This is a genomic window from Aeromonas sp. A04 (genome assembly GCF_047780465.1).
GTDB classification, from domain to species: Bacteria; Pseudomonadota; Gammaproteobacteria; order Enterobacterales; family Aeromonadaceae; genus Aeromonas; species Aeromonas bestiarum.
On sequence record NZ_JBLNHP010000001.1, the window covers coordinates 1153683 to 1174480 of the forward strand.

Annotated in this window: 26 protein-coding genes, 1 tRNA gene and 2 pseudogenes; 8 read left to right on the top strand and 21 right to left on the bottom strand. The window is 51.2% G+C overall.

The window, feature by feature from the left end; genetic code table 11:
• Window positions 1-73: 73 nt before the first annotated feature.
• From ACM3N8_RS05130 to ACM3N8_RS05140, 3 genes and pseudogenes are all read left to right on the top strand, one after another.
• A complete protein-coding gene (locus ACM3N8_RS05130; protein WP_290017226.1) occupies window positions 74-814 on the top strand; it encodes a phosphatase in 741 nt (246 codons plus the stop codon).
• 85 nt (window positions 815-899) lie between these two features.
• Window positions 900-975: transfer RNA gene (locus ACM3N8_RS05135), tRNA-Thr, on the top strand.
• A gap of 442 nt (window positions 976-1417) precedes the next feature.
• Window positions 1418-2273, top strand: a pseudogene (locus ACM3N8_RS05140) (IS3 family transposase); the annotation flags it as partial.
• A 136-nt stretch (window positions 2274-2409) separates the two neighbouring features.
• On the opposite strand, the gene ACM3N8_RS05145 reads toward ACM3N8_RS05140, so the two are convergent.
• From ACM3N8_RS05145 to ACM3N8_RS05170, 6 genes are all read right to left on the bottom strand, one after another.
• Window positions 2410-3132: a hypothetical protein gene (locus ACM3N8_RS05145; protein ID WP_416015544.1), complete on the bottom strand. Its 723-nt coding sequence runs from the start codon at window positions 3130-3132 to the stop codon at window positions 2410-2412.
• A gap of 134 nt (window positions 3133-3266) precedes the next feature.
• A complete protein-coding gene (locus ACM3N8_RS05150; protein ID WP_416015546.1) occupies window positions 3267-4292 on the bottom strand; it encodes a fimbrial protein in 1026 nt (341 codons plus the stop codon).
• A 23-nt stretch (window positions 4293-4315) separates the two neighbouring features.
• Window positions 4316-6745 (bottom strand): fimbria/pilus outer membrane usher protein, encoded by a 2430-nt coding sequence (locus ACM3N8_RS05155; protein ID WP_416015548.1) that lies wholly within the window; start codon window positions 6743-6745, stop codon window positions 4316-4318.
• Between the two features lie 91 nt (window positions 6746-6836).
• Window positions 6837-7541, bottom strand: a complete 705-nt coding sequence (locus ACM3N8_RS05160; RefSeq protein WP_416015549.1) for a molecular chaperone — start codon at window positions 7539-7541, stop codon at window positions 6837-6839.
• A 33-nt stretch (window positions 7542-7574) separates the two neighbouring features.
• Window positions 7575-8294, bottom strand: a complete 720-nt coding sequence (locus ACM3N8_RS05165) for a hypothetical protein (protein WP_416015551.1) — start codon at window positions 8292-8294, stop codon at window positions 7575-7577.
• 3 nt (window positions 8295-8297) lie between these two features.
• Window positions 8298-8900, bottom strand: coding sequence for a fimbrial protein (locus ACM3N8_RS05170; protein ID WP_416015552.1), 603 nt, complete (start codon window positions 8898-8900; stop codon window positions 8298-8300).
• Between the two features lie 552 nt (window positions 8901-9452).
• On the opposite strand from ACM3N8_RS05170, the gene ACM3N8_RS05175 reads away from it, so the two are divergent.
• The 4 genes from ACM3N8_RS05175 to ACM3N8_RS05190 all read left to right on the top strand — a co-directional run bounded on the left by ACM3N8_RS05175 (window position 9453) and on the right by ACM3N8_RS05190 (window position 11957).
• Entirely contained in the window at window positions 9453-10742 is a 1290-nt protein-coding gene (locus ACM3N8_RS05175) for a winged helix-turn-helix domain-containing protein (protein ID WP_416015554.1), read from the top strand.
• Between the two features lie 47 nt (window positions 10743-10789).
• Window positions 10790-11374: a molecular chaperone gene (locus tag ACM3N8_RS05180; protein ID WP_416015556.1), complete on the top strand. Its 585-nt coding sequence runs from the start codon at window positions 10790-10792 to the stop codon at window positions 11372-11374.
• Window positions 11317-11526: a hypothetical protein gene (locus ACM3N8_RS05185; RefSeq protein ID WP_416015558.1), complete on the top strand. Its 210-nt coding sequence runs from the start codon at window positions 11317-11319 to the stop codon at window positions 11524-11526. Before ACM3N8_RS05180 ends, ACM3N8_RS05185 begins: the two co-directional genes overlap by 58 nt.
• Window positions 11527-11615: 89 nt before the next feature.
• Window positions 11616-11957, top strand: coding sequence for a hypothetical protein (locus ACM3N8_RS05190; RefSeq protein ID WP_339330479.1), 342 nt, complete (start codon window positions 11616-11618; stop codon window positions 11955-11957).
• 254 nt (window positions 11958-12211) lie between these two features.
• Here ACM3N8_RS05190 and ACM3N8_RS05195 read toward each other — a convergent pair whose 3' ends face one another.
• The 13 genes and pseudogenes from ACM3N8_RS05195 to ACM3N8_RS05255 form a co-directional block, all read right to left on the bottom strand.
• Window positions 12212-12754: a hypothetical protein gene (locus ACM3N8_RS05195; RefSeq protein ID WP_416015560.1), complete on the bottom strand. Its 543-nt coding sequence runs from the start codon at window positions 12752-12754 to the stop codon at window positions 12212-12214.
• A 12-nt stretch (window positions 12755-12766) separates the two neighbouring features.
• The gene (locus tag ACM3N8_RS05200) at window positions 12767-13087 is read right to left on the bottom strand and encodes a hypothetical protein (RefSeq protein WP_416015562.1); all 321 of its coding nucleotides are present in this window, start codon (window positions 13085-13087) and stop codon (window positions 12767-12769) included.
• A gap of 26 nt (window positions 13088-13113) precedes the next feature.
• Window positions 13114-13476 carry a hypothetical protein gene (locus tag ACM3N8_RS05205; RefSeq protein ID WP_416015564.1) on the bottom strand — a complete coding sequence of 121 codons (363 nt, stop codon included), beginning with the start codon at window positions 13474-13476 and terminating at the stop codon, window positions 13114-13116.
• 45 nt (window positions 13477-13521) lie between these two features.
• Complete coding sequence (locus ACM3N8_RS05210; RefSeq protein WP_416015565.1) at window positions 13522-13899, bottom strand: hypothetical protein; 378 nt, start codon at window positions 13897-13899, stop codon at window positions 13522-13524.
• Between the two features lie 272 nt (window positions 13900-14171).
• Window positions 14172-14510, bottom strand: a complete 339-nt coding sequence (locus tag ACM3N8_RS05215) for a hypothetical protein (protein WP_416015567.1) — start codon at window positions 14508-14510, stop codon at window positions 14172-14174.
• A 24-nt stretch (window positions 14511-14534) separates the two neighbouring features.
• A complete protein-coding gene (locus tag ACM3N8_RS05220; RefSeq protein ID WP_416015568.1) occupies window positions 14535-14726 on the bottom strand; it encodes a hypothetical protein in 192 nt (63 codons plus the stop codon).
• Window positions 14723-15220: pseudogene (gene radC / locus ACM3N8_RS05225) on the bottom strand (RadC family protein). Before radC ends, ACM3N8_RS05220 begins: the two are co-directional and overlap by 4 nt.
• 208 nt (window positions 15221-15428) lie before the next feature.
• The gene (locus tag ACM3N8_RS05230) at window positions 15429-15611 is read right to left on the bottom strand and encodes a hypothetical protein (RefSeq protein WP_416015570.1); all 183 of its coding nucleotides are present in this window, start codon (window positions 15609-15611) and stop codon (window positions 15429-15431) included.
• A gap of 322 nt (window positions 15612-15933) precedes the next feature.
• Window positions 15934-16365: a DUF2787 family protein gene (locus tag ACM3N8_RS05235; protein ID WP_416015571.1), complete on the bottom strand. Its 432-nt coding sequence runs from the start codon at window positions 16363-16365 to the stop codon at window positions 15934-15936.
• Between the two features lie 33 nt (window positions 16366-16398).
• Window positions 16399-16962, bottom strand: coding sequence for a lecithin retinol acyltransferase family protein (locus ACM3N8_RS05240; protein WP_416015573.1), 564 nt, complete (start codon window positions 16960-16962; stop codon window positions 16399-16401).
• 85 nt (window positions 16963-17047) lie between these two features.
• Window positions 17048-17722: a hypothetical protein gene (locus ACM3N8_RS05245; RefSeq protein ID WP_416015575.1), complete on the bottom strand. Its 675-nt coding sequence runs from the start codon at window positions 17720-17722 to the stop codon at window positions 17048-17050.
• Between the two features lie 11 nt (window positions 17723-17733).
• Window positions 17734-17886, bottom strand: coding sequence for a hypothetical protein (locus ACM3N8_RS05250; protein ID WP_042034774.1), 153 nt, complete (start codon window positions 17884-17886; stop codon window positions 17734-17736).
• A gap of 11 nt (window positions 17887-17897) precedes the next feature.
• Window positions 17898-18251 (bottom strand): hypothetical protein, encoded by a 354-nt coding sequence (locus ACM3N8_RS05255; RefSeq protein WP_194758941.1) that lies wholly within the window; start codon window positions 18249-18251, stop codon window positions 17898-17900.
• Between the two features lie 281 nt (window positions 18252-18532).
• On the opposite strand from ACM3N8_RS05255, the gene ACM3N8_RS05260 reads away from it, so the two are divergent.
• Entirely contained in the window at window positions 18533-18877 is a 345-nt protein-coding gene (locus tag ACM3N8_RS05260; protein WP_041216040.1) for a helix-turn-helix domain-containing protein, read from the top strand.
• A 200-nt stretch (window positions 18878-19077) separates the two neighbouring features.
• Here ACM3N8_RS05260 and ACM3N8_RS05265 read toward each other — a convergent pair whose 3' ends face one another.
• Together ACM3N8_RS05265 and ACM3N8_RS05270 are read right to left on the bottom strand one after the other, a co-directional pair.
• A complete protein-coding gene (locus tag ACM3N8_RS05265; protein WP_416015577.1) occupies window positions 19078-20010 on the bottom strand; it encodes an inovirus-type Gp2 protein in 933 nt (310 codons plus the stop codon).
• A gap of 284 nt (window positions 20011-20294) precedes the next feature.
• Window positions 20295-20507 (bottom strand): AlpA family phage regulatory protein, encoded by a 213-nt coding sequence (locus tag ACM3N8_RS05270; protein ID WP_416015579.1) that lies wholly within the window; start codon window positions 20505-20507, stop codon window positions 20295-20297.
• Between the last annotated feature and the right edge of the window lie 291 nt (window positions 20508-20798).

Consider the following 20798-nt stretch of genomic DNA (forward strand, 5'->3'; position numbering starts at 1 on the left):
ATGACAAGCCACAACATGGTCTCGACCCGCCGCCTTTGCTATGCTGGCGCCTCACGCCAGAAGGGGAGAGAAGATGAAGTATACGGTCGATACCCACACCCATACCGTCGCCAGCACCCACGCTTACAGCACCATTCACGACTATCTGCCCATCGCCAGGGCGAAGGGGATCAAGCTGTTCGCCACCACGGATCACGGCCCCGACATGGCCGATGCTCCCCACTTCTGGCACTTCGTCAATCTGCATGTGCTGCCGCGGGTGGTCGACGGCGTCGGCATACTGCGTGGCATCGAAGCCAACATCAAAAATATCGACGGTGAAATAGACTTCCCCGAGCGCTACGAGTCTCGGCTCGACATGATAATGGCCGGCTTCCACGAACCTGTATTTCCCCCCTGCGATCAGGCTACCCATACCCAGGCCATGATCAACGCCATCAGGAGCGGTCGGGTCGACATGATAAGCCATCCTGGCAACCCCGCCTTCCCCATCGACATCCAGGCCGTGGTCAAGGCCGCCGCCGAATACCGAGTGGCGCTGGAGCTCAACAACTCCTCCTTCAGCCATTCCCGTCCGGGTAGCGAGAGCAACTGCCGTGCCATCGTCGAAGCGGCGCGCGATCTGGGTGCCTATCTCACCTTCGGCTCCGACTCCCACGTGGCCTTCAGCCTGGGGGATTTCGAGCACTGTCATCGGTTGGTGACCGAGGCAAACTTCCCCGAAGAGCGGATCCTGGCGCGATCTCCCAGCGCCCTGCTCGACTTTCTCGAGAGCCGCGGCCGCGCCCATATTCCGGAGTTTGCCAACCTCTGACATTGCCCGTAACTCCATGAGCTAACTCATAAAATTGATATCAGCTCATTGACTTGCCCCGCTGTTTTCGGGAATCTAGTGCCACGCCGGTATAGCTCAGTTGGTAGAGCAGCGCATTCGTAATGCGAAGGTCGGGGGTTCGACTCCTCTTACCGGCACCATTAAAAACAGTCGCTTATGATTTCATCTTGCCTGACAAATTATAGATTTTTGCCCTGGGTACCACATGGGGTACCACATTTGGCACACGGTAGGAACTAACCTTACTTCCGAAGGTACCTCCTAACGGCGAGCGCCACATTATCTCAATGTATTCTCTTAGTCGGGTAAAGCTGTGTTCATGAAGGAAAGTGTTACTGCACCAAGGTAACCCATTTCTCCCGCAACCACTTTTGGCGGCTAAGACATTAAGGGTGATAAAACATGTTGTTCTCTACGGCATGAACTAAGTCAAAATACTAAGCCATTGAAAAAAGCACTTTCGTTAAATCGGAAGTGCTTTTTTAGTTTTGAACCCACATTTTAACTCACACCGTGTAGTGGTCTAATCATCCCGGACACCATTTTAGGTGGAGCAGTCGTCACTATCACCAGAGGAGTTAAATGACAAGACAATGTAGCTCATTCGCTGCCGAGTTTAAGCAGGAAGGCGCATCCATGGTGCTTGGCAAAGGATATTTTGTCCACAAAGCCAGCCATTTACAGGATGTCAATGAAACACTGCTTCTTCGCAGGATTCAGCAGTACCAATCCGAATGCAGCGGCACAACTCCAATCAGCAAAGCGCAAACTCATGAGCAGCCGAAAATCCAGTAGCGGGAAGCCTCCATGAACCATTTCGAGCACGAAAAAGATATTCCAAGGCTAATTCTTGATGGCGGACGAATTCACATATAATCGCTGATAAACCGATTAAGGAAGCAAGCCACAATCAACCTAGACGGCTGCGCTTTCGATGCTCCAACGCCCTGTTTTTACAATTATCTGGCTCGCCAACACATCATTGATCGCAAGCGGGTAGAGCAACGCAGCGAGTTGCAGCGCCTGTTCAAAGAGAACCGGAACTCAGCTAGCAGCAGTGCCTTGATGTCGATGATGTGGAAGTTTGGGTATCGGCTCAAAATACTCAGCCTGATAAAGGAATCTGAACTGGCATCCAAACCGCCTGGAACACATCGTTATTAGGTCACCCGGTCTGAACAACCCGATTTTCCCAATCTGCATGTGCGTGAATTTGATGTCCAGCTCCGCCATCAGGTGTGGTGTAGCGATATCACTGATGTTTCGACTGGTGGTAATGCATTTCGGCAAAGGCTTTGGCACTATCGCATGACCCGGCGCGGTAACTGTTGGGAGCGTCAACGCGCCGATGGAACAATTGTTCTGGAGCCTGAAGTAAAAGTGGCTCCTAGCTACGGGATACATGAGCCAGTAGGAAGAAAGGCGGGATATCACTTATTAACCGATGGATCACAGCAACTGGCGGCGCCCACATCAGCCCAATGACGGGATACAGCTAGCATAAGCCAAGGTGCAACCTAACCAGATGTTCGGATTTAGTTGACTACTACAATATCGAGCAATCTGGCGTCAGACTACCTCTGAACAGCTACTCCCTCAGGAGCTATAACCTGTGCCAACTGCTCTGTATCTTCTTCAAACGAGTCATCCGACTTGTTCCCCAGCGGTGTAGCCTTTTTCATGATACGGTCTAGACGAAACGCCTCTGCATCTTGAAACATCTCGATCGCATGGCGCTTGTCAATAGAAGCGATCAGGTCTTCCGTCGGGCAGAGCAACAGCTTATCCCGCATCATAGTGATATCAGCATCGATAAAGTTGTTGCGATTGGTCAGAAACACGGCAAACATATTCTGGTATACAGAATAGCCATTTTTTTGCGCCATCAGTGAGCCGACTCGCCATAGAGTAGTGCCCTTGGGCTCAATGATGCATCCAGTATTGCTATAAATAATGCGTGGCTGCTGTAATTTTTCATTATCCGATGTGCAAGAAATATGCTCTAGTAACAACGGCAGCGCGACATCGCTTGTCCTGTAGAGAAGATAATTACCGTCCTTTAATTCTCCGCAGGGAAGGTAAATTACCATCCTGTGCTCACCAACCCGAGTAAATCGCCTGAGTTCAGAAGTGATTCCATCTGCACTCAAAAAAAGTTTATCTTCGCCTGTGACAGGAGAAACTATATTCAAAGATAACAGCTGTGTTTCTTCTTGATAGTCAATAATAGATATATGCCCATCTTGCGAATACGCAAACTCTGTCACCATTGAAAGACATAAAACTATTCCTGACATCCATCCTGATTGACTCAAGCATTTAAACGACATTTTGATTAACCACTACATAAAGGTTCACAATATTTATTGTGTAAATTGCAACACTCTTTTTTTATATTTCATTATTTCGATGTCACACTGGCAAACCAATACTATTCATGCCGCATTTCCAGCGTTGCCTGTGCTTCAAACTTTCCTGCCTCAATATCAGGTGTAGTTCTCACCAGATAAAACTCGAACGGAATATTCACAGACTGTTCGGTAGCAGAGTAGCCTTCAGTTGTTCTCCCCCAAGATAGGGTTTCACCAAAGCGCACATCACGAAGCTTACGGGCAAAACTGCTGTAACGCATTTTTATTCCCACACCTTTGGCTGCACTGTCGAGAGTTTCTGTGCCAAGCAAGATATTACTATCCTGCTGTCTGGCGGGGGTGATACGAAACCCGACATTAGTACCGGGATCACATACCAATTCCAGCTCTTGCTTGCGAACCACCTTGGATGAGGGCTCCTCTCCGACCTTGCGAATCTCATTCATCTCCACATGGCCAAAATCGATATCCATATGCTCGCTTCGGATTGAGCAGGCCCGTGCAAATAGGGGGATCGAAGGAAACACTAGTTCATAGAGAGGTACTACCCCGTCTCCACCCTGGTAACTTACTTCGAGAGGTGCTGGAGCAATATCACGTCCTGGTTGTAGTGCGCCGGCAACATAGTGGAAGTGAAAGGTATCCTGTACCCGGATTGCAGTTCCATCTGCTATCAGCTTACGCGTCACGGGGTTACTCTGGCCGAGTGGTATATGCTTTTCCTCCCCATTGATGTTGTTGCGCCAGATAAATCCGACCGAATCCTGTCCACCCGCTAACATGTTGATCTTCCCTATATTGCGAGTGACTTGGTTGCTATAACCGTGTGCAGCCTGCCCAATAATCAGTTCGGGTGGTGATATTTCCGGTTCTGAATCACAGTACAACTCAGTATCAAAGCGAACCGTTGCGATAGGGTCAGGGCTACCCACTGCCCTATCGCGCTGATAGTCATAGCTGAGGCTCATATTCGGCCCCCCAGTTACCCGGCACTCCGCGCTTGCCTGCCAGGGATATAACATCGCAGCTACAAGGGCTGCCACCCAGAAAATATCTTGCTTAATCAGCATAATTTTGTTGCCCATCTATCTGTTGGTTTTGGCTGTAATCAGTGAGAGCACTGCAATATCAGACGTTCATAGCTCTGCCCCTCGTTGGGCATGTCCGATATCTCATAAGGCACCACGCAGCGCATTTTGTCATACTTGATTACCAACTCCCCTTTTGGCTCGGTCAGCAAGGCCAGTGCCCGCCCGTAAGGATCAGCCATGGCCAGCAACTCTCCGTTGGTTAGCTCCAACTGAGCCCCAAATGGCAGCACCTTCCCTGTGGAGTCGCGTAACTCGAACTGAGCTCGTAGAATTTTATTAGCACCAAAGTGAACCTTGGACACCGCCCCCTGACGAGGAACAACCTCGCTATCATTGCCCACCAGCTCCACTCCATCTGGCAGTGTTTTACTATCGACCTTGACCCAGTTGCGGCTATAGGGGGTAAAGTTGCGCAACACCGCATAACCGTTGTAGCCTGTTCTGGCCTCATTGCCGACAAAGCCGACCCCCGGCGTCCCCTCTACTTCGGCCAGAATAAAGCCATCGCCAAGTGCCGGCGCGAGATTTAAGCCACCTTCATGAGCCACCAGCGAACCATTCCAACTAGCATGTAACGCCTGATAATCTCTACCTTGGCTAAAACCGAGCGAACCATCGCCATACCGGCTACGAGCACTGCCGTTGGCAGACCAGCTCTGGTTATCACGGTGATCAGTGCTAGCCCTTAGTCCATAGTTGAAATCGGCATAGCCACCATTGATACCCACATTGCTGTTGCTGCGATCTCCACTGCGACTCGTGTTCATGGTGAATCGGCCTCGTTTATCACCCCATGCCAGCGGCATTGAGAGATTGACCGACATCCGATTCTCATCCTCGCCCCGGCTGGTGCGGCTCTTCTCTAGATTCAGGCTGTAGTTCAGGCTTTTCCAACTATTACCATAGCCAGCTGAGATGCTGGTTCGCGCCCGCTCATCTCCCCAAAACTCATCGTAATTAAACGATAGGTTGACACTACCATACTGCTCAGGCAGCGACTGGTTGATGGCGGCAGAGAGCTGGGCCTTGCTACGTGAAGGGCTACCGTCACTCAGAACTTTATTTTCAGTCAGATGGTCGCTCAGACTTCGATAGGCTTCATCTGAGTAACGCATGGCCGTCACTCCCAGAGTGGTGCCTGTCTCCTGAAACTGGCGGGAGAAACGGCCCCGATAACTCTGCCCTCGCACGTGATCGCCAAGGCGCCCCCGGCTATCGGAATGAGTGACATCGAATGACATGGCACCAAATGAAGTTCCCACACCCAGTACCATATTCAGGGCAAAATAGTCCTTCTTGCCCAGGATGCCACCACCAATCGTCAGATTGGAGCTAAGGCCATGAATCACCTCACCAGAACCAAACCAGCGATCGCCTAGTAGTTCGGGATAATCCAGCTCACCCAGGTTGACGCGATAGCGGGTACTCCCCTCAGCTACCATGACAGCATCCATGCCGTACCCCTGGGTCTGGGTACGCTGGCTACCATCGGCTTCGATGATAGTGATCTCCAGCTCACCGTTACTTCCCCGAGTGGGAATATCACGCAATGTAAAGGGGCCGGGCGGCACATCGGTACGCAGCAGCAGCTCGCCCCCCTGTCGGATCTCCACCTTGGCATTGCTCTCGGCCACACCGCTCACCACGGGGGCATAGCCGCGCATACTTGAGGGCAACATCTGCTCATCTGTGCCCATCGTTAACCCCAGCAGTCGTGGTGCATCAAATAATTGAGACTGACCATAGACCTCGCCAACCGCCAGCTGGCTCTTCAGACCCGTGATGTCCCGCTCGGCATAACTCTGTTCGCTGTTCCAGCGGATGTCCCCCTCTGCATAGGTGGCTGAACTATGGTTACGCAGCCGCCACGGGCCTACATTAAGGCCAGAGGTAAAGCTGCTGTCATGGATCTCGCTGCCTCCCTGGGTGTCAGAATGACGCCAACTGCTGCTGAAGCGATAAGTGACAAAGCCCGCTGCCACCCCCTCATCCCAGAGGTTAGCCGGCACCTCTTGGCGATCAACCCTGGGCACCAGCTGCAGCGGCAAGCTGATTTCCAGCCGTTGACTGCTAACCTCATAACGCCAATCACCATACTCCACTTGTTTGGGATCAATGCACTCGGGCAGGGTCGCTCTAGCAGGCAGGTTCAATGCTTCTGCTAGAGCGGCCATATCCACGCCAATGCGTGCAAAGAGCTCAGGAGCAAGGCATGGGGTCACTCTGTCGTCCCGTTCGACAAACGCCAGCTCATCGCGAGCTACCAGCCTCTGATTCAGGAAAAGATCGACTCGATAGTGGCCAGGCTGCAGCGCCCCCTGGGCCATAAACTTATCGAGATCGACCTCCAGCCCATGCATAAAACCGCTGCTAAAGTTCAGCTTATCGCTGTCCGAAGTTGTTGAGTTGGCGAGTACTTGTGACACAAAGAACAGCGAAAAGCACATCACTGTCCCTGATATATAAAGAGACTGCATAAAAACCTGTATAAAGGGTCAGTGATTATCGATCTTCACATCGCTATACGTCAGTGAAAACTCAAGATTTGCTAAGGGTAAGTGGTTGCCCAATCCCCCGGCTTAACTGTCCCTGCCAGCGCAGGTGCGCCCCATAATCGTTGACGATTGTCAGCTCAAGCTTTCCATCGGCCTGCAACTGGGCTGAGGGTAGAGTCAGCTTGTCAAAGGGGGCTATCGTCGCGCCTCCGAGCCTTTTCCCCCCAGCCTCAACCGATGTGAGATTAATAAAGAAGTGAGTCGGGTTACTCAGGGTCAGCTGGCCATCCGTCAGGGTCAGGTTGAGTGAACGTGGTGCCTCACTTGCCTTGCCGACCAAACCGGCAGGGCGATAAAACACCTTGATCCGTTGTTGCACCGCAAACTGCACCACATTCGCTCCCTGCGCCTTTTGCGGGATCTCCTGCACCGCCAGCCAATACATCGACTCACGATCCTTGGGTAATCCCTGTCCGGCGTAATGCACCCGCAGCAACTGCTGCCCCTCTTTATCCAACTTTGCCAAGGGCGGTGTCACAGCAAAGGGAGGTGCTATTTGTTCAGGTTGGTCTTTATCGAGCCAACTTTGGATCAAGCGAGTGTCCCCCTTATTGCGCACCGTCACCGACGTCTCTCTCGCCCCCTCTTCAAAGATCAAGCGAGTAGTGGAGAGCTGGATGGATGCATGAACCATAAAGCTAGCCAGTGATAAGGCGATCCCATATACAAAACATATTACTTTATTCATATTAACTCTCAAAAAACCAGAAGCATTTAACTATCACTGAGTCCACACAGTTATTCCCATCGTATATTTTGATTCGCCAGGCAACACTTGAATTCCGTTTTTATAAGGGGCCCAATAAAAATGCTTTAGATTAAGATTGAACACACCATTTTCTATAATTCCACTTTCTACGCTATCGAAATTTCGATCAGAATAAAGATATTCGACCTTTTCTGATTTGTTTTTATCGACCCAAGTAAATAGGTACGCCACCCCTAGTGTGGAACCACCCTCCACTTCGTTGCAAAAGTAATTCCACGTAGCTTTTTTAGTACCAGATGGACAGATTTTTCTTGACGTTGGTTTAAACTGGAAATTGACAAAGCTTGCAGCCCCATCACATTTAAACTGAATATTCCTATCAGCCGTATAGGAACCATTAACTCTCGTTCCATCCAACATTTCACTTAGGTGAGAGAGAGGAATTATTCCAAAGTCATACTCATAATTCCCATATTCTGATTCTATTAGGGAGCACGTGGGGGCCTCTACAACTCCAGATACACTTATAGTAACGGTTCTATCGTTAGCGGCTAACGCCATTATCGGGAAAATAGAAATGAAAATTAAACCAATCTTCATGCGCAGTAAATATCCATAAATTTCTCCATCAATGTTTTTGGAGATAAAAAACACATTGAATACCTCCATCTTTAATGATGGAGGTATTAGCAATATCACGTTAAATGCCCTCATCTCTAATGAGGTAGGCATTGATTACATATAGGAGATTTTAAACGGTAGTTTGGCCTCTACCCCACCAGCGGAAGCGTTCTCCGGAGTACCGGTCAGTGCATAGTTGGCACCAAAATTGATAGCAACTTTGCCATTAGCGTCGGGTTGAGCTGTATATGGTGTGTTTATGGAGAAATCAACCCAGGTAGGAGTAGCTGGTAGATCTTCACCAAACGCCGCCGCCACCTTGAAACCAATCCCTTTCGCCGCATCCGCCTCGGCAGTGTTATGCATAAGGTCGCCCGAATACTCACCAGGTCTCGGCATCAACGCCAACTGCACAGTGTCGATCCCTGAAGGGCAAACGAGGGTACTATTGGCACTGGCATCCAAGCTATTTAGGATAGTGGTCGGTGTCTGTTTAACAGACGCTAAGGGGACCTGATCCAGCTGCAGATAGAGCTCTCCGCCATTTAGCGCATCACTGTCAATGGCGCAACCATCCATCACCACATTGCCCTTGATATTTAACATGTGAATTTGAACAGTGGGAGGTTTTGGTAATTCTGTATCGGCAGCCTGTGCGGTTGCGCCAAGAGTTGCCAATGTGGTCAGCACCATAATATTTCTTTTCATTGATTTCATTTTTCCATTTCGAAGTTATTAAGGTTGTTGTAAGTACCTTCAAAGGAAAGGCAAGTTGTACAACATATTTTAAATGTCTCTGGCTGGCATGCCCTCGCATGAATTAAGCGTTCTGACTGGGCCAAATTGACGATAGAAATTTACATGACCAATACAGCAAGAGGAAGCTCCATTTTATTCCACACAAAACCCTTAAAAAACAATGACATAACAAGGGCTCTTAGAGGTGTGAGCGAGGAGGGGTATTTTATTTCTCAACTGAGAATAAATGCTTTCCTGTTTATCTGGTGTGGTACACAAAAACCAGCTTAAATTTGGCGCTGACTCACAGTGTTACACAAAGTGACAGCTATAAATCCCAATTTAAAACGAGCTATAACACTCAATTTTGACGTCATACCTGAAGTAGTGATAACACGATCAAACAATATAAATTCTTGTTAAAGGCTGGGTGATGGAAATAAATTGAAACATAAAAGAAAAATTTTATGTTTATTTAAATTAAAATAAAGCCTACAATGATGAGTGTTAAATATATGTTTGGTATTTGAGATGATTGAGTACAATATAGAGGCTGCTATACTTTTCCAGCCCGCCAGTTTCAGATTTATTTACAATGGAAAAGAAATACAACTTAGTCACAAAGAGACTAAGGTATTGCAACTTCTCTGTGCCTATCAACAGCAGGTGGTAGAGCGAAAGGCATTTCTTCAGGAAATCTGGGGTGACAGAGAGGGGGCGGGCATTAGTCTTAACAAAAGCATACTAAGCTTGCGCCGGAAGTTTGATTCACTGGGCTACCTTGGTGCAATAAAGACCGTGACTCGGGTTGGTTATATGTTGCGTCTAAACACACTCAAAATTGATGTGACTGCAGAAGAGAAAGAGGTTGTAAAGAAGCCGGATGATAATATATCAACCATATTATTCAGAGAAAACAATACGGGTTCACGAGTTAAACTCAGCATTCCATATCTGGTCTTAACAGTCATAGGGCTACTATTAGCATATAGTTTTTATATGGGCCAAGAGGTGACGCCGCTTGCCTATAAAATAGCATATGAAACCCCCTCATTAACCATTATCAAGATGGCTGACCTGAAACGGTCAGTCAACTATCCAGAGTTGATCAGTCACCTGCCGAAAAATCATGATATGCAGGTTAGTTTATCTAATGCCGCCATCTCATTTATTGGCGATAAAAATGGCCAAAAAAGCTGGAGCAAAGTGTTTATTTTGGATCATAACATTAACATAAATAAGCAACTGACATGTATCGCTGATTATATAAATGACAATTCTAGCACTGTCGGCAATGATGTTACTCCATTATATACACCCACTATATCTGAACAAGGTCCAGTTCTCCATAAAAAACGGTTTTATAGTTCATGCAAAGATAACAAGCCTGACTATATTGGGGAAATGGTTATCAACTCAACTCATTATCCTAGTGGTCATCCTAAGTTCAAGTTGCCATCTTCATTAATTCAAGATGTTTTGTTTTATGACAATAAAACAAAACCCGTATTTCACTTTACCAAGGTGTTTCGAGTTAACCACATTCAAGTGGGTAAAGATGAGTCCGATTTCTTTGTTAGCCTCCATAACAAGTCAATAAAAATAAAATCTATTGACCAGGGGGAAATAAACAACAATAAATATATCAATATCATTTTCAATGAATATGAGGAAGATGACATATTTGTCAGGTCGTTGATGTCTAGTAAAGATGGCAAGAGCGTAACAGTGCTTTCATCAGTTTTTGATGGCACCCTCTCACAAGGTATAAGATTGGGCGTTACTGGGATGGTCACCTCTTCCCCTGAGACGCTCTCTTAGTGACAAATGACAAACTTCAATAATGATCCAAGGGGGAAAGTTAAAATATGAAAAAAAAGATGCAACTGGCCCTGTTGACCATCTGTAGCTTGTCCACATCGGCTGTTAATGCAGCGATAACCTTGGATCGTACCCGGGTTATCTTCCCTGGTGATAGCAATACGCTCAGCATGAAGGTGACCAACGAGAATAAAGAGCAACCCTATCTGGCTCAGGCCTGGATAGAAGATGAGTACGGCCACAAGATCAACCGTCCCTTTATCGTGCTGCCTCCTATCCAGCGGGTCGAGCCAGACAGCTCTGCCATTCTGCAGGTTATCTACCTGCCGATGGTCAATTTGTTGCCGCAGGATAAGGAGAGCCTTTTCTACTTCAATTTGCGGGAAATACCGCTCAAGAGTGGTAAGGTAAGTGTGTTGCCACTGATCCTGCCGACAAAAGTGATGTTCTTCTACCGCCCGCAAGCGCTGCTGGTGCCTTCAGGCAGTGGCAAAGCCCCATGGCAAGAGCAGCTGACCCTCCATCCAGAAGGGAGTAGCTACCGGCTCGATAACCCGACCCCTATTACGTCACTGTGGTCGAAGCCGCCACTTCAGCAAAGGGAAAGGCCATTGCCGATTTTGAAGGGGTGATACTGGAGCCCACCAGCAGTAGCACGCTGAGTCTGAGTGGCAAGACGCTCGGTAATACACCCAGCTTTATCTATGTTGATGACTACGGCAATCGTCGTCAGCTCAACTACCAGTGTGCGGTCAGTTGCAAGGTTCTACCAGCTAAGTCATAGCGGATTGAGTTGCCATTTACTTGCCGAGATTAAGTCAGCCATCTTCGGGGGGTGGCAATTAAGAACAAATTCTTGTAAGAAGCGACAGGATGAAAAACGGGTATCAAACGCTCGCTCTTGTGGCATCGACCTCTATTTTAGACATGTTGCTTGCCGGTCAAGGGACCAATGCTGCAGATACCGTAACGCTCAACATCAGCGATACCTTGCGCAAATCTGCTAGTCAGATTGTGCCGAAGGGCCATAACACTGATGTCAATTTTCAAAGCATTCTTTTGAAGGAGCTGGCTTATTTAGCCGCCACACCAGCCAAGCTGTTTATGGCACGCCTACAGGACAGTAATCTTCAGGCAAACGAGTCCAAAGTCACCATTAAATACTCAGGGCCGCAGGCAACAGCAAGCTGTTGGCGCAGGATCCCAGCCGAGTAGTGCCTAGCCACACGCCAGGATCTATCCCCCCCCCCACAGGATAGTGCCCTGTGAGTCAGCCACCGAGCAGAGCGATGTGATAGCCGCTCGGGATGTGGATGAGTGAGGTGCCGATACACCGCCCGTGAATGAGGAATGGCACGACCTATCTCCCGATGTCGATCTCCATCCGCTGGCTCTTGAGCTCGAAGGTGGTGAGATCGCCGGTTTGCGGATGTTTTCTAGGTACTTTGATAGTGATGTGTTTGGCCACGTCACATCTCCGGTTTGACTTCAAAATGGTGGGTCACAACGCCCGCTTCCGTGTCGATGCTGATAAACGCCGGGGCTTGCGGGTGGTGCTGGTAGAGTCGCGCCAGTTCGGCACGAAACGCCGCGACGTTTGGTGCAATCAGATGATTGGTATCCCCCTCGGCATAGGTAAAGGTCTCCAGCTTCTCGGTGTTAATCCAGATACCGAAGTACCAGACATCCTCCTCGGTGTCGTACTGCTGCCAGCCTTGGGCCAGCAGTGTCCGGTCGTAGTAGTAGCGGTCTGCCTGATGGCAACCCCGGTCGATGCGGCAGCCCGTCACAGTGAGCTCAAGCGGGATACGCCCAGTCTTGTTAGCCTTCTTGACCCGGCGCAGCAGCTTAAGGGCCTTGGCCCGGCTGCGGCCATTACTGAGCGGGAGTGGCTGCCTGGCCCGCAATGCAAGGTGGGTCATTATCTTCGGCGTGGTGTTGTGATTGAGCTGGCCGATAGCTGCGGTGAGCTGTCGAGCAGACAGGGTCTTGTAATCACGCAGATCATACATGGAGGAATTCCTTTAAATGCAAACAGCCCCTCGGATTGAGGGGCTGCATGGGGTTAGGGGGAGGATTGTCTGCAGCGCTTGCTTGAGGCGGTTGATGTCTCGCTGATAGCGACGGCGGTGGCTATGCCAAATCACCCGCTCGGCGGCGGCCTCCAGTAGCGCGGTAGTGACGGTGCGAGGCAGGACCAGATTTGCCCCATCCCAGTTGTCGAGAGTCAGCACGCCGGAATGCACCAGACTGGCCAACTGCGTATCGAGCTTGTGGGTCAGCTCCAGCGCAATGAACTCCTCGATATGCGCTCGGAGCCTGACGAGAGCTTCCTCTGTCTCCATTGGGGATGCCGTGGGCGTTGTCATGGTCACGTGTGGCTACTCCAATCCGGCGCGTCGTTGCTGCCGTGGTTGACGTAAGCCCCAACAATCACCCGTTGCCACTCTCCAACCGGCTGACCCGCTGCATTACAGGCGCGGCGAAAGCGGGCGAAATTAATCTCTCGTGGTAGGTGTTCACGCATATCCCGTGGACTGACAAAGAGCGTGGTCTTGTGCAGCACCGGGTTGGGGGCAACCAGTGGACCGCCAATTCGCCGCCCCTCCACATCGTGGGCATAGGCAAAGCCCGGCAGCATCAACTGCTGGCTGATGAGCTTGGCAAGTCCCGCATGGGCACACATTGCCTCCGCTACGGCGGCCTGGCTAAAACTGTCGTTGAATTCGATCATGGTATTGCTCCTGATGAAGAAGGGAGTGAGTAACGGTTCTGGCCATCACATCTCTCCCCAAGGGGCTTGTTCCCACAGTGACAACTGGGTCAGCACGTCTTGCGCCAGCGCCTGCTGCAACTGCTGTATCACCTTCACTAGCCGGGGGGCCTGTTCAGGGCTACCGGTCCATTCGCTCGATTGGTACAGGGCGCAGCAGGTGAATTTATACAGCGTCACCAGTTCGGCATCGGTAAGTGGTGCCTGGTGGTAACGATGGGCAGGTTTAAGCGGACTCAGCTTGGTCGAGCGGTGCTGACGTGGTTCCTTGTGGTCCTGCTGACGACCCAGCTGATAGCGATGCCAGACCGCCCGCCGATTGGCGAGCATCACCAGCCGTACCAGCCGGTCTACCCGCCATGCCCAGATGCTGGTGACATCCATTGGCGGTATCCACCAGAGGGTGCGCAGCAACTCAAGGGTGTAATGGGGGCATTGCAAAAGCGGTGTAACTGCACGGCAAAGGCTAGGTAATCCTGGCGGTCAATCATGAAGGCAGAAATGGGGATGACTCCTTGAAATGCAAAAGGCCACCTTCGGTGAGGTAGCCCTGGGGGTTGTGTCGGGATATCCGGATCATGGTGTTGAACCTGATGATCCGGGGTATCGGGCGGAAACGTGATCGGCATAAATGTTAATGGGCGATCGACGGTTCGTTATTGGTGATCCTGGAATGTGTCGGGATGCGCAGCATCAAACAGGATGGCGTAGAGCGCACAATCAATGCCATTGACGGCATCGTGATGCGGGTAATAGGGCGGCGCGTCTCTGGATCGTTCGAAGTAGTCACCAAAGCAGCTAAGACATTCGCGTATCTCGATGGTGGAGCCATGTAGCAAGGTTTCTTCAAACTGCTTGGTATAAAGGCCGTCATCACGAGCCTTGGTGACGGCCTTCTCCAATAACGCCAGCGCATCCTCGTTGCAGGTAGCTGCCAGGCCATGGCGCAGCTTGCCCAGCGTTTCCTCCAGAGAATAGGGGTTAGGTAATCGCATGGTGTTTGCCCCTTCTTCGGTTGGCTAATGGCGTAGCTGATGCAGCAGCGCATCAATGGCCTCGATGCAGTCGGCTTGGGTGAGTTGGTAACTGTTGGGTAGGTGGGCCACGATGGCGGGCTCGGCCTGTATCTGAACGTTATCTTCAAGCCAGCAGCGCAGCTCGATGAGGATATCGAGGGCGGTGAGGTTTGACTTACCTAGGGTCAGAGTCATAGTTGGCCTCTCTCGGCCAGCGAGACTACGCCCTCGGCACCGACCACCAGATGGTCAAGCAATCGCACATCGACCAGTGCCAAGGCCTCTTTGAGGGCTTGGGTAAAGACCCGGTCTGATTGGCTAGGTTCAGGGTCACCGCTTGGGTGATTGTGCACTGCGATGATGGCGCCACTGTTGAGTAACAAGGCCCTTTTGACCACTTCCCGTGGATAGATGCTGGCGCTGTCCAGGGTGCCGCGAAACAGCTCCTCAAAGGCCAGTACACGATGCTGGGAATCGAGGAACAGTGCGCCAAACACCTCGTGTTCCCGGTCCTGCAGCAGGGTTTATAGTCGCTCAGCGGCCTCTATGGTACTTGTAATGGCAGTGCCTTTGGCCAGACGCTTGCGGGCAATCTGGTTGGCGATACGCAGCAGGTCTTGCTCGGTCACAGGTTCGGTTACGACATAAGTACCGGGGCATTCCCCAGCTTTGAGTTTGTGATAACGCATAGTGTCTCCTGAAAAGAAAGACCCCGGCAGCGCGAGGCATGCCGGGGCTAAATGCAGAGAGGTTGTTGGTTCGCTCGAAAGGGCAGTTCAGTTGGCCGTTGTGATGGGGCCTGCCGTGGCTACGGGTTCCCGCTTCACCGGCATCAGCGGTTCGGGGACCAACACGTTTAGCGGGATAGCCAGTGCGAGGCTCAGCCGTTCTGCCAGTTCATAGGCGGGACCAATGGTGTCGTAAGTCTGCTACCCAGGTAGCCAGGGCAAGGCCGCTGGCTTCCACGGTCCGCACATAGATGCTGTAGCCCTGTACGGTTAGGCCACTGTCACGCACTACCTGCGTCTCGCCCTCCCGATTGATGGCCTCAAGTTCAACGGCTATCGGTTGTTTGGGCATCTTGCGCCTCCTCTTGGGGTAAGGGGTCACTGCCGCTATGGATGCAGGTACGCTGCAGGTCGCTCAGAAAGCTACTCAGCACGCGGGGCTGCTCAGAGAGTGGCACCGGTCCTGCCTGGCAGCGCCAGAAACACCGACGCTTGGGGTCAACGCAAAGCTCATCCACCAGCTGGCTCGTGGTGTGCCAGTCCTCGGCATTGGTGAGGGAGAGCAATTGCCACTGCACACCAGACCAGCGCAGATGCAACGTGACGGTGCGGGCGTTGGGGCTACCAGGAGTGAGGTGTGGGAGAGCGGCAGTTCGTTAGTCATCACACACCTCCTAATCCCCGCTGACCGTGACGGTGAAATACTCCAACCGGGCGTAGCTAATGAAATTGCTCTGCCACATTGCGAACAGTTCCCGCGCTTCCACGCCGGGCAGTGGCCCCCAGCCCTGCAGATAGTGCTCGTCGCAGGAGAGGTTGAAGTCGAGCTCCTTGCAGAGCTCGGCATCCTGCTGGCCCAGGCCCTGGTAGCTGAAGTCGGTGATGTAATCGAAGACCCAGCCGTGTAATCCCCGAATAAGCCGCAGCTCTACCGGATGGACGCCACCTGTTTCGGCACTGTAGCCGGGGCTGCGAAAGTTGAAGGTCAGGGTCGAGAGGTGGGTAAGGTCGAGCCGTTGTTCCCGCACGACGTTGCGCAGCAAGTCAGGTAGTTCAGGTGAAATCGACAGGGCCATCCCTGCCAGGTGAAATGGCATGGTCATCATGGTGTGTCCTTTTTGTATCGAATGTGAGAACCGTTAATCCCTGAGCCAACGCCAGGCGCGGTAGAGGCCATAAGTGGCGGCGAGGGAAAGTGTGATGGGAACAGCAGTGGTGCTCAGCAGCGAACCCGCTGTTGCTGTGAGCACTGTGCGCGTTGACGTACTTAGCATGGTGCTGGTGGCCAGCCCTGCGAGTGCTGAGGTGGTGGACTGACTCGCCACGGTGCGCAGAGCCTGATGTGCGATATAGCCAGTGGCGATGAGCTGGTTAATCTGCCTACTGTAGTGAAAGCCCTCGATACACCAGAGCACGAAGTGTTCGCAGTTGTTAAAGAGCGTGCTGTAGTGCGTCTCCCCGAGGCGAGAATAGGCGCGGTCGATACTCTCCTCCCGGTTGTAGGCACGAGCCCCATGGGGTTGGATGTGGTAATCGTGCTCTTGGCAAAACTCAGCTAGTGAGGTGATGGTTATCTGGCCGGACAGTTCACCGGCACCGAACCCCAGGTAGTGGATGACCTGATGGTCTCCCAGATAGAGGCCGTGGTGCTGGTAGCCGGTACGGGGGGAAACGAGGTGGTCCCCCGGTTGTGGTAATGGCATGGACAGTTCCTTAAACGAGATGCGGCATAAACACACAGGGCACCCGAAGGTGCCCTGATGGTGGTGAGTGTGTGGTGGCTGGTGGTCAGGATTGCTTCCGTAGCGTCAGGCTACTTGCATCCCATACCCAGCGCTCGCTGGGGTTGCCGGGTAGATTGAGGGTAAAGCCGTTGGGTTCGGGGCTCAACTTGCCCAGGTCGCTACAGGTCCCAAACTCGGTCGATATCATGGTGGGTGAATCTTGTCTGGCCACAACCAACTGGTAGAGCACGGGGCACCCCACTCCCCCGCTGAACAGTTCAACCAGCGCAACCTGACCACCCTGTATCGCAAACTGGTGGGCCACATCGACACCGGCATAACTGTCGTGATGAGTCAGTAGCTCACCATTGAGCAGCACATCGAAGTTCACCTCGTCATTTTTTCGCACCGTAAATCCGGTCGAGGGTTTCGCCAGCTTGGGCTGAAAATAGACGCTGCCATCGGTGAAGGTCACCATGGCCCCCTCAAGCGACACCTGTGTCCCCACCAAGTCAATCAAGGCGGCGTAAGCTTCATCATCGGTCCATACATCAACATTCCCTTGTCCAGGCACCTCGACCCAGTACTTCATGCTGGCGTAACTCAGCTTCCCGCTCAGGGTGGCAGGCACCTTTATCTCAATCTCCAGCGCGCTATCGGCAGCGAAGGTTGCCATCGAACAGCTGAGCAGGAGCCCCAGCGTGGCCGCTCGTAGTGTCCGGGTGAACAGTGTCGTCATGTGTCTCTCCATCAGTCTTTACTAATAAGCCAGTACAGCAGTCCGGCCAGAATGGGGTCGATAATTAACCCGAGAATGAACCAGCCCCAGAATGAGCGTCCGTTACCGGCAGCAACAAAGCCCAGCAGTAACGCCAGCCCTACCCACAGCAGAATTAATGGCATGGATGCTTCTCCTACTGGAATGTGTAAGCCGCTTCACCCTGGTCGGTGAACACGGTGGCTTCGAGCAAGTTGCAGGTGCCTGGGATCAGGGAGAGCTGGGTACGCTGGCTGTATTTGAGTGATACCGGGAACGTGCGGTCTACTCCGTAGGGGCCGACAGCCACACACTTTCCTCGGTTGATGAGGATCTTCTTGATGGTGACTGCATCATTGAGGGACGTTACCTGTAACTGGGGACGGCCCAGTGAGTTGTAGAACAGGTCGAGTTTGAATTCTGGCGGTGATGCCTTGGCGCCGTCAGAGGCGCTGGTATAGATAACCGCTGAGGCAGCAAGCACTGCAGCAGCGATAAGGTAGCGTTTCATGCGTGGTCTCCTGTAACATGAAAAGGGCAAAAGGGTGCCTGACCGATGAGGCAGGCCTCTCGGGTAAGCGGGGTAATACAGGTAATGTCAGCGAGTGCGCTGGCAGTTAGCCAAGCGCCACTGACGAAAGTGGGTTGGAATTTATGCCGTGTAGAAGACTCTCCTTTCCAATTTCAATCTATATATTCAAACAAACTCAACCCCTGGCGCCCAGTCTCAACTTAAAACACCCTTAATGTCAACGAGTCCATGGTCAAGCATACGTGCTGACTGGAGGACTTATGACAGACGTCAACTTTGAAGAACTGGCCAAGAGCGTAGGTAAAGCGATTGGACGGCAACGCCAGCAAGCGGGGCTGACCCAGGAGCAAGTCGCAGAGCACCTGGATATCGGGATGGAAGCGGTCTCCCGAATGGAGCGGGGAAAAGTGGTGCCGACCGTGGTGCGGTTGGCAGAGCTCGCCCAGCTGTTTGAGTGTGAGCTGGCAGACTTCCTGCGTGAGACCAGCAACCGCCCTACCGAGCAAGGCATTGTGCTCAGCCAGCAGTTAGCCAAACTCAAGGCTGCTGACAGAGAACTGGTGTTGGAGGTGGTTGATAAGCTGGTGGCACGATTAGCGCCTTAGTCCCTCTGTGTGAGCATCTGTGACTCACTGACACCCGATGCCAAGGCCGATGACTTGGGAGGCCGCAATGGCGCTCCCAAGCAGGTTCACAGCGATGTCTGTTTACTCTCCCCCTGATAATATCTATCTGAGATCCTTTTAAATCGAACTAGAGCAGCACCGGCAACGCTGAGCAGCGGATGCGCGGGCGGCCCCGTCGATTACTCGGTACGGTGGATCCTTGGCCTGCCACCGCGCCCATGCCGTGTCGGTAGCTGCATCCTGCCGATGCTCTTACGGCGCTCCTGCATCATTGCCAGTAGCAGCTCGTCATGCTCCAGCAAGTAGCTCAGCGCATAGTCCTGCAGGCACTGCCTCTTATGTGTGTCGTCATAGGTCACAGTCCCTATCCCATCCGTCTCCCACTGCTGGTATTCATTTCTGCGAGCATTACAGTTGAAATAGGTTCGGGGCTCACGGCTGAGGGATTTCCACAGCTCACCGAGCTGCTTTCCAAGACAAATATCATTGCGAAGCTTGGCGCCATTGAAGATAAACATCAGATGATGGTGATAGCCTCGGCCTTTGCCGTACTCCATCCGCCAGATGAATCCAATCAGATGCGGAAACTCTCGCTTTACGTGGCGTAAGTAAGAGTCTCTATCAGAGATGGCCTCCTCTAATGATTTCTCTGCACTGATAGATTGAGCGTAGTGAATATCTACTCTGACAAAGAGCAACTTAGCATGCATGTCAAATAAGTCGTTTATGTAGTGACGATATGTCTGCGTATTACGCGCCTCATCGCGCCTGAGATTACACAGGCGCTTATTGTGCTGGGGTGAGTGCAGCTTGTCCATAAACTCACGTAGAACGCCATCTAGCTCATTAGCCAATTCCTCTCTCTCCGATAGACACAAGTCGTGGTCAAATATATCTAAATCACGAAAAGGGTAGAGATGCTCCAAGAGCAACTCAACTGAGGGGTGTGCTGAAATAGGTGCTCTATGCTCGCGATAGTGTTCAGTCACGGTATCCATGATGCGCTGAAACTTTCTAGCTAATTTATTGTAGGTGCCATCTCGCTTAATGAGAATGTATGGCGGAGTGGACTTATTCAGGGTGTCGATGAAGGGTAGTATATCGATAGGCATATGTGTTTCTCTATAGTCAGTATCCAGGTCTATTGGGAGACCTGGCTATGTAGGATGATGGTAATATTGGAGTGTGATTTAAATGGGTAATGAGTAATGCAAATTAAATTAATGCAAATTAAATAACATTAATACCCAAACGAAATGTCTGGATGACCAAGCATTTATGGGGTGTTTTTGTTATTCGCTATATATAGAGAGCGTGGCAACAAAAGAGGGGGTGCGGCCAATTATTGCCAGTAAGAATTGATGTCTACTTATGGAGCGGATTAGAGAGGAATAAATTAGATGGGGCGCTGAGTTGCTATGTTGGCCAACCACTCGTCAACCTCATGCTCTAACCAGCCAATAGCGGACAAACCCAGCTTGATGGGTTTAGGGAAGCTACTGTCATAGCGTGGCGACTTTGGGTTGAAGCGGTCATATATGGTAGAACGCGCCATACCGACTTTACTGATGAGGTCTTTAATGCGCAGGACTTTGATGGGGTTATTCATGGATGTACTCCTGAGTGTTAGGGTTGGGTTTTGCTCAGTAGATAATCCACGCAGTAATTTTTAAGCGTTTGGTTTCAGCATCGATGTCTCATGGCTTATTCACGGCACGCGCAAATGTGCGCAGATAGAGGTAACACTAACCAAATTTTATTTATCACACCCACCAGCCTGAGGGCCCCCTGACCGTCTTTTATATGCCATGCTCTGTATCTTTAGATAAACAAGATAGAGGGATGGTCAGTCACATTTAGCCTCATCAAGTGAATTTGAACATGCAAGTCTTATTAATTC

Excerpts from the sequence above, each read along its gene's own strand:
- ACM3N8_RS05235 (WP_416015571.1), bottom strand. The coding sequence starts at position 16,365 with ATGATGACCATGCCATTTCACCTGGCAGGGATGGCCCTGTCGATTTCA.
- ACM3N8_RS05220 (WP_416015568.1), bottom strand. The coding sequence starts at position 14,726 with ATGACTCTGACCCTAGGTAAGTCAAACCTCACCGCCCTCGATATCCTC.
- ACM3N8_RS05230 (WP_416015570.1), bottom strand. The coding sequence starts at position 15,611 with ATGCCCAAACAACCGATAGCCGTTGAACTTGAGGCCATCAATCGGGAG.
- ACM3N8_RS05270 (WP_416015579.1), bottom strand. The coding sequence starts at position 20,507 with ATGAATAACCCCATCAAAGTCCTGCGCATTAAAGACCTCATCAGTAAA.
- ACM3N8_RS05165 (WP_416015551.1), bottom strand. The coding sequence starts at position 8,294 with ATGCCTACCTCATTAGAGATGAGGGCATTTAACGTGATATTGCTAATA.
- ACM3N8_RS05190 (WP_339330479.1), top strand. The coding sequence starts at position 11,616 with ATGAAAAACGGGTATCAAACGCTCGCTCTTGTGGCATCGACCTCTATT.
- ACM3N8_RS05250 (WP_042034774.1), bottom strand. The coding sequence starts at position 17,886 with ATGCCATTAATTCTGCTGTGGGTAGGGCTGGCGTTACTGCTGGGCTTT.
- ACM3N8_RS05180 (WP_416015556.1), top strand. The coding sequence starts at position 10,790 with ATGAAAAAAAAGATGCAACTGGCCCTGTTGACCATCTGTAGCTTGTCC.
- ACM3N8_RS05155 (WP_416015548.1), bottom strand. The coding sequence starts at position 6,745 with ATGTGCTTTTCGCTGTTCTTTGTGTCACAAGTACTCGCCAACTCAACA.
- ACM3N8_RS05215 (WP_416015567.1), bottom strand. The coding sequence starts at position 14,510 with ATGCGATTACCTAACCCCTATTCTCTGGAGGAAACGCTGGGCAAGCTG.
- ACM3N8_RS05265 (WP_416015577.1), bottom strand. The coding sequence starts at position 20,010 with ATGCCTATCGATATACTACCCTTCATCGACACCCTGAATAAGTCCACT.
- ACM3N8_RS05200 (WP_416015562.1), bottom strand. The coding sequence starts at position 13,087 with ATGGAGACAGAGGAAGCTCTCGTCAGGCTCCGAGCGCATATCGAGGAG.
- ACM3N8_RS05160 (WP_416015549.1), bottom strand. The coding sequence starts at position 7,541 with ATGAATAAAGTAATATGTTTTGTATATGGGATCGCCTTATCACTGGCT.
- ACM3N8_RS05130 (WP_290017226.1), top strand. The coding sequence starts at position 74 with ATGAAGTATACGGTCGATACCCACACCCATACCGTCGCCAGCACCCAC.
- ACM3N8_RS05210 (WP_416015565.1), bottom strand. The coding sequence starts at position 13,899 with ATGGATGTCACCAGCATCTGGGCATGGCGGGTAGACCGGCTGGTACGG.
- ACM3N8_RS05260 (WP_041216040.1), top strand. The coding sequence starts at position 18,533 with ATGACAGACGTCAACTTTGAAGAACTGGCCAAGAGCGTAGGTAAAGCG.
- ACM3N8_RS05150 (WP_416015546.1), bottom strand. The coding sequence starts at position 4,292 with ATGGGCAACAAAATTATGCTGATTAAGCAAGATATTTTCTGGGTGGCA.
- ACM3N8_RS05245 (WP_416015575.1), bottom strand. The coding sequence starts at position 17,722 with ATGACGACACTGTTCACCCGGACACTACGAGCGGCCACGCTGGGGCTC.
- ACM3N8_RS05175 (WP_416015554.1), top strand. The coding sequence starts at position 9,453 with ATGATTGAGTACAATATAGAGGCTGCTATACTTTTCCAGCCCGCCAGT.
- ACM3N8_RS05240 (WP_416015573.1), bottom strand. The coding sequence starts at position 16,962 with ATGCCATTACCACAACCGGGGGACCACCTCGTTTCCCCCCGTACCGGC.
- ACM3N8_RS05145 (WP_416015544.1), bottom strand. The coding sequence starts at position 3,132 with ATGTCAGGAATAGTTTTATGTCTTTCAATGGTGACAGAGTTTGCGTAT.
- ACM3N8_RS05170 (WP_416015552.1), bottom strand. The coding sequence starts at position 8,900 with ATGAAATCAATGAAAAGAAATATTATGGTGCTGACCACATTGGCAACT.
- ACM3N8_RS05205 (WP_416015564.1), bottom strand. The coding sequence starts at position 13,476 with ATGATCGAATTCAACGACAGTTTTAGCCAGGCCGCCGTAGCGGAGGCA.
- ACM3N8_RS05255 (WP_194758941.1), bottom strand. The coding sequence starts at position 18,251 with ATGAAACGCTACCTTATCGCTGCTGCAGTGCTTGCTGCCTCAGCGGTT.
- ACM3N8_RS05195 (WP_416015560.1), bottom strand. The coding sequence starts at position 12,754 with ATGTATGATCTGCGTGATTACAAGACCCTGTCTGCTCGACAGCTCACC.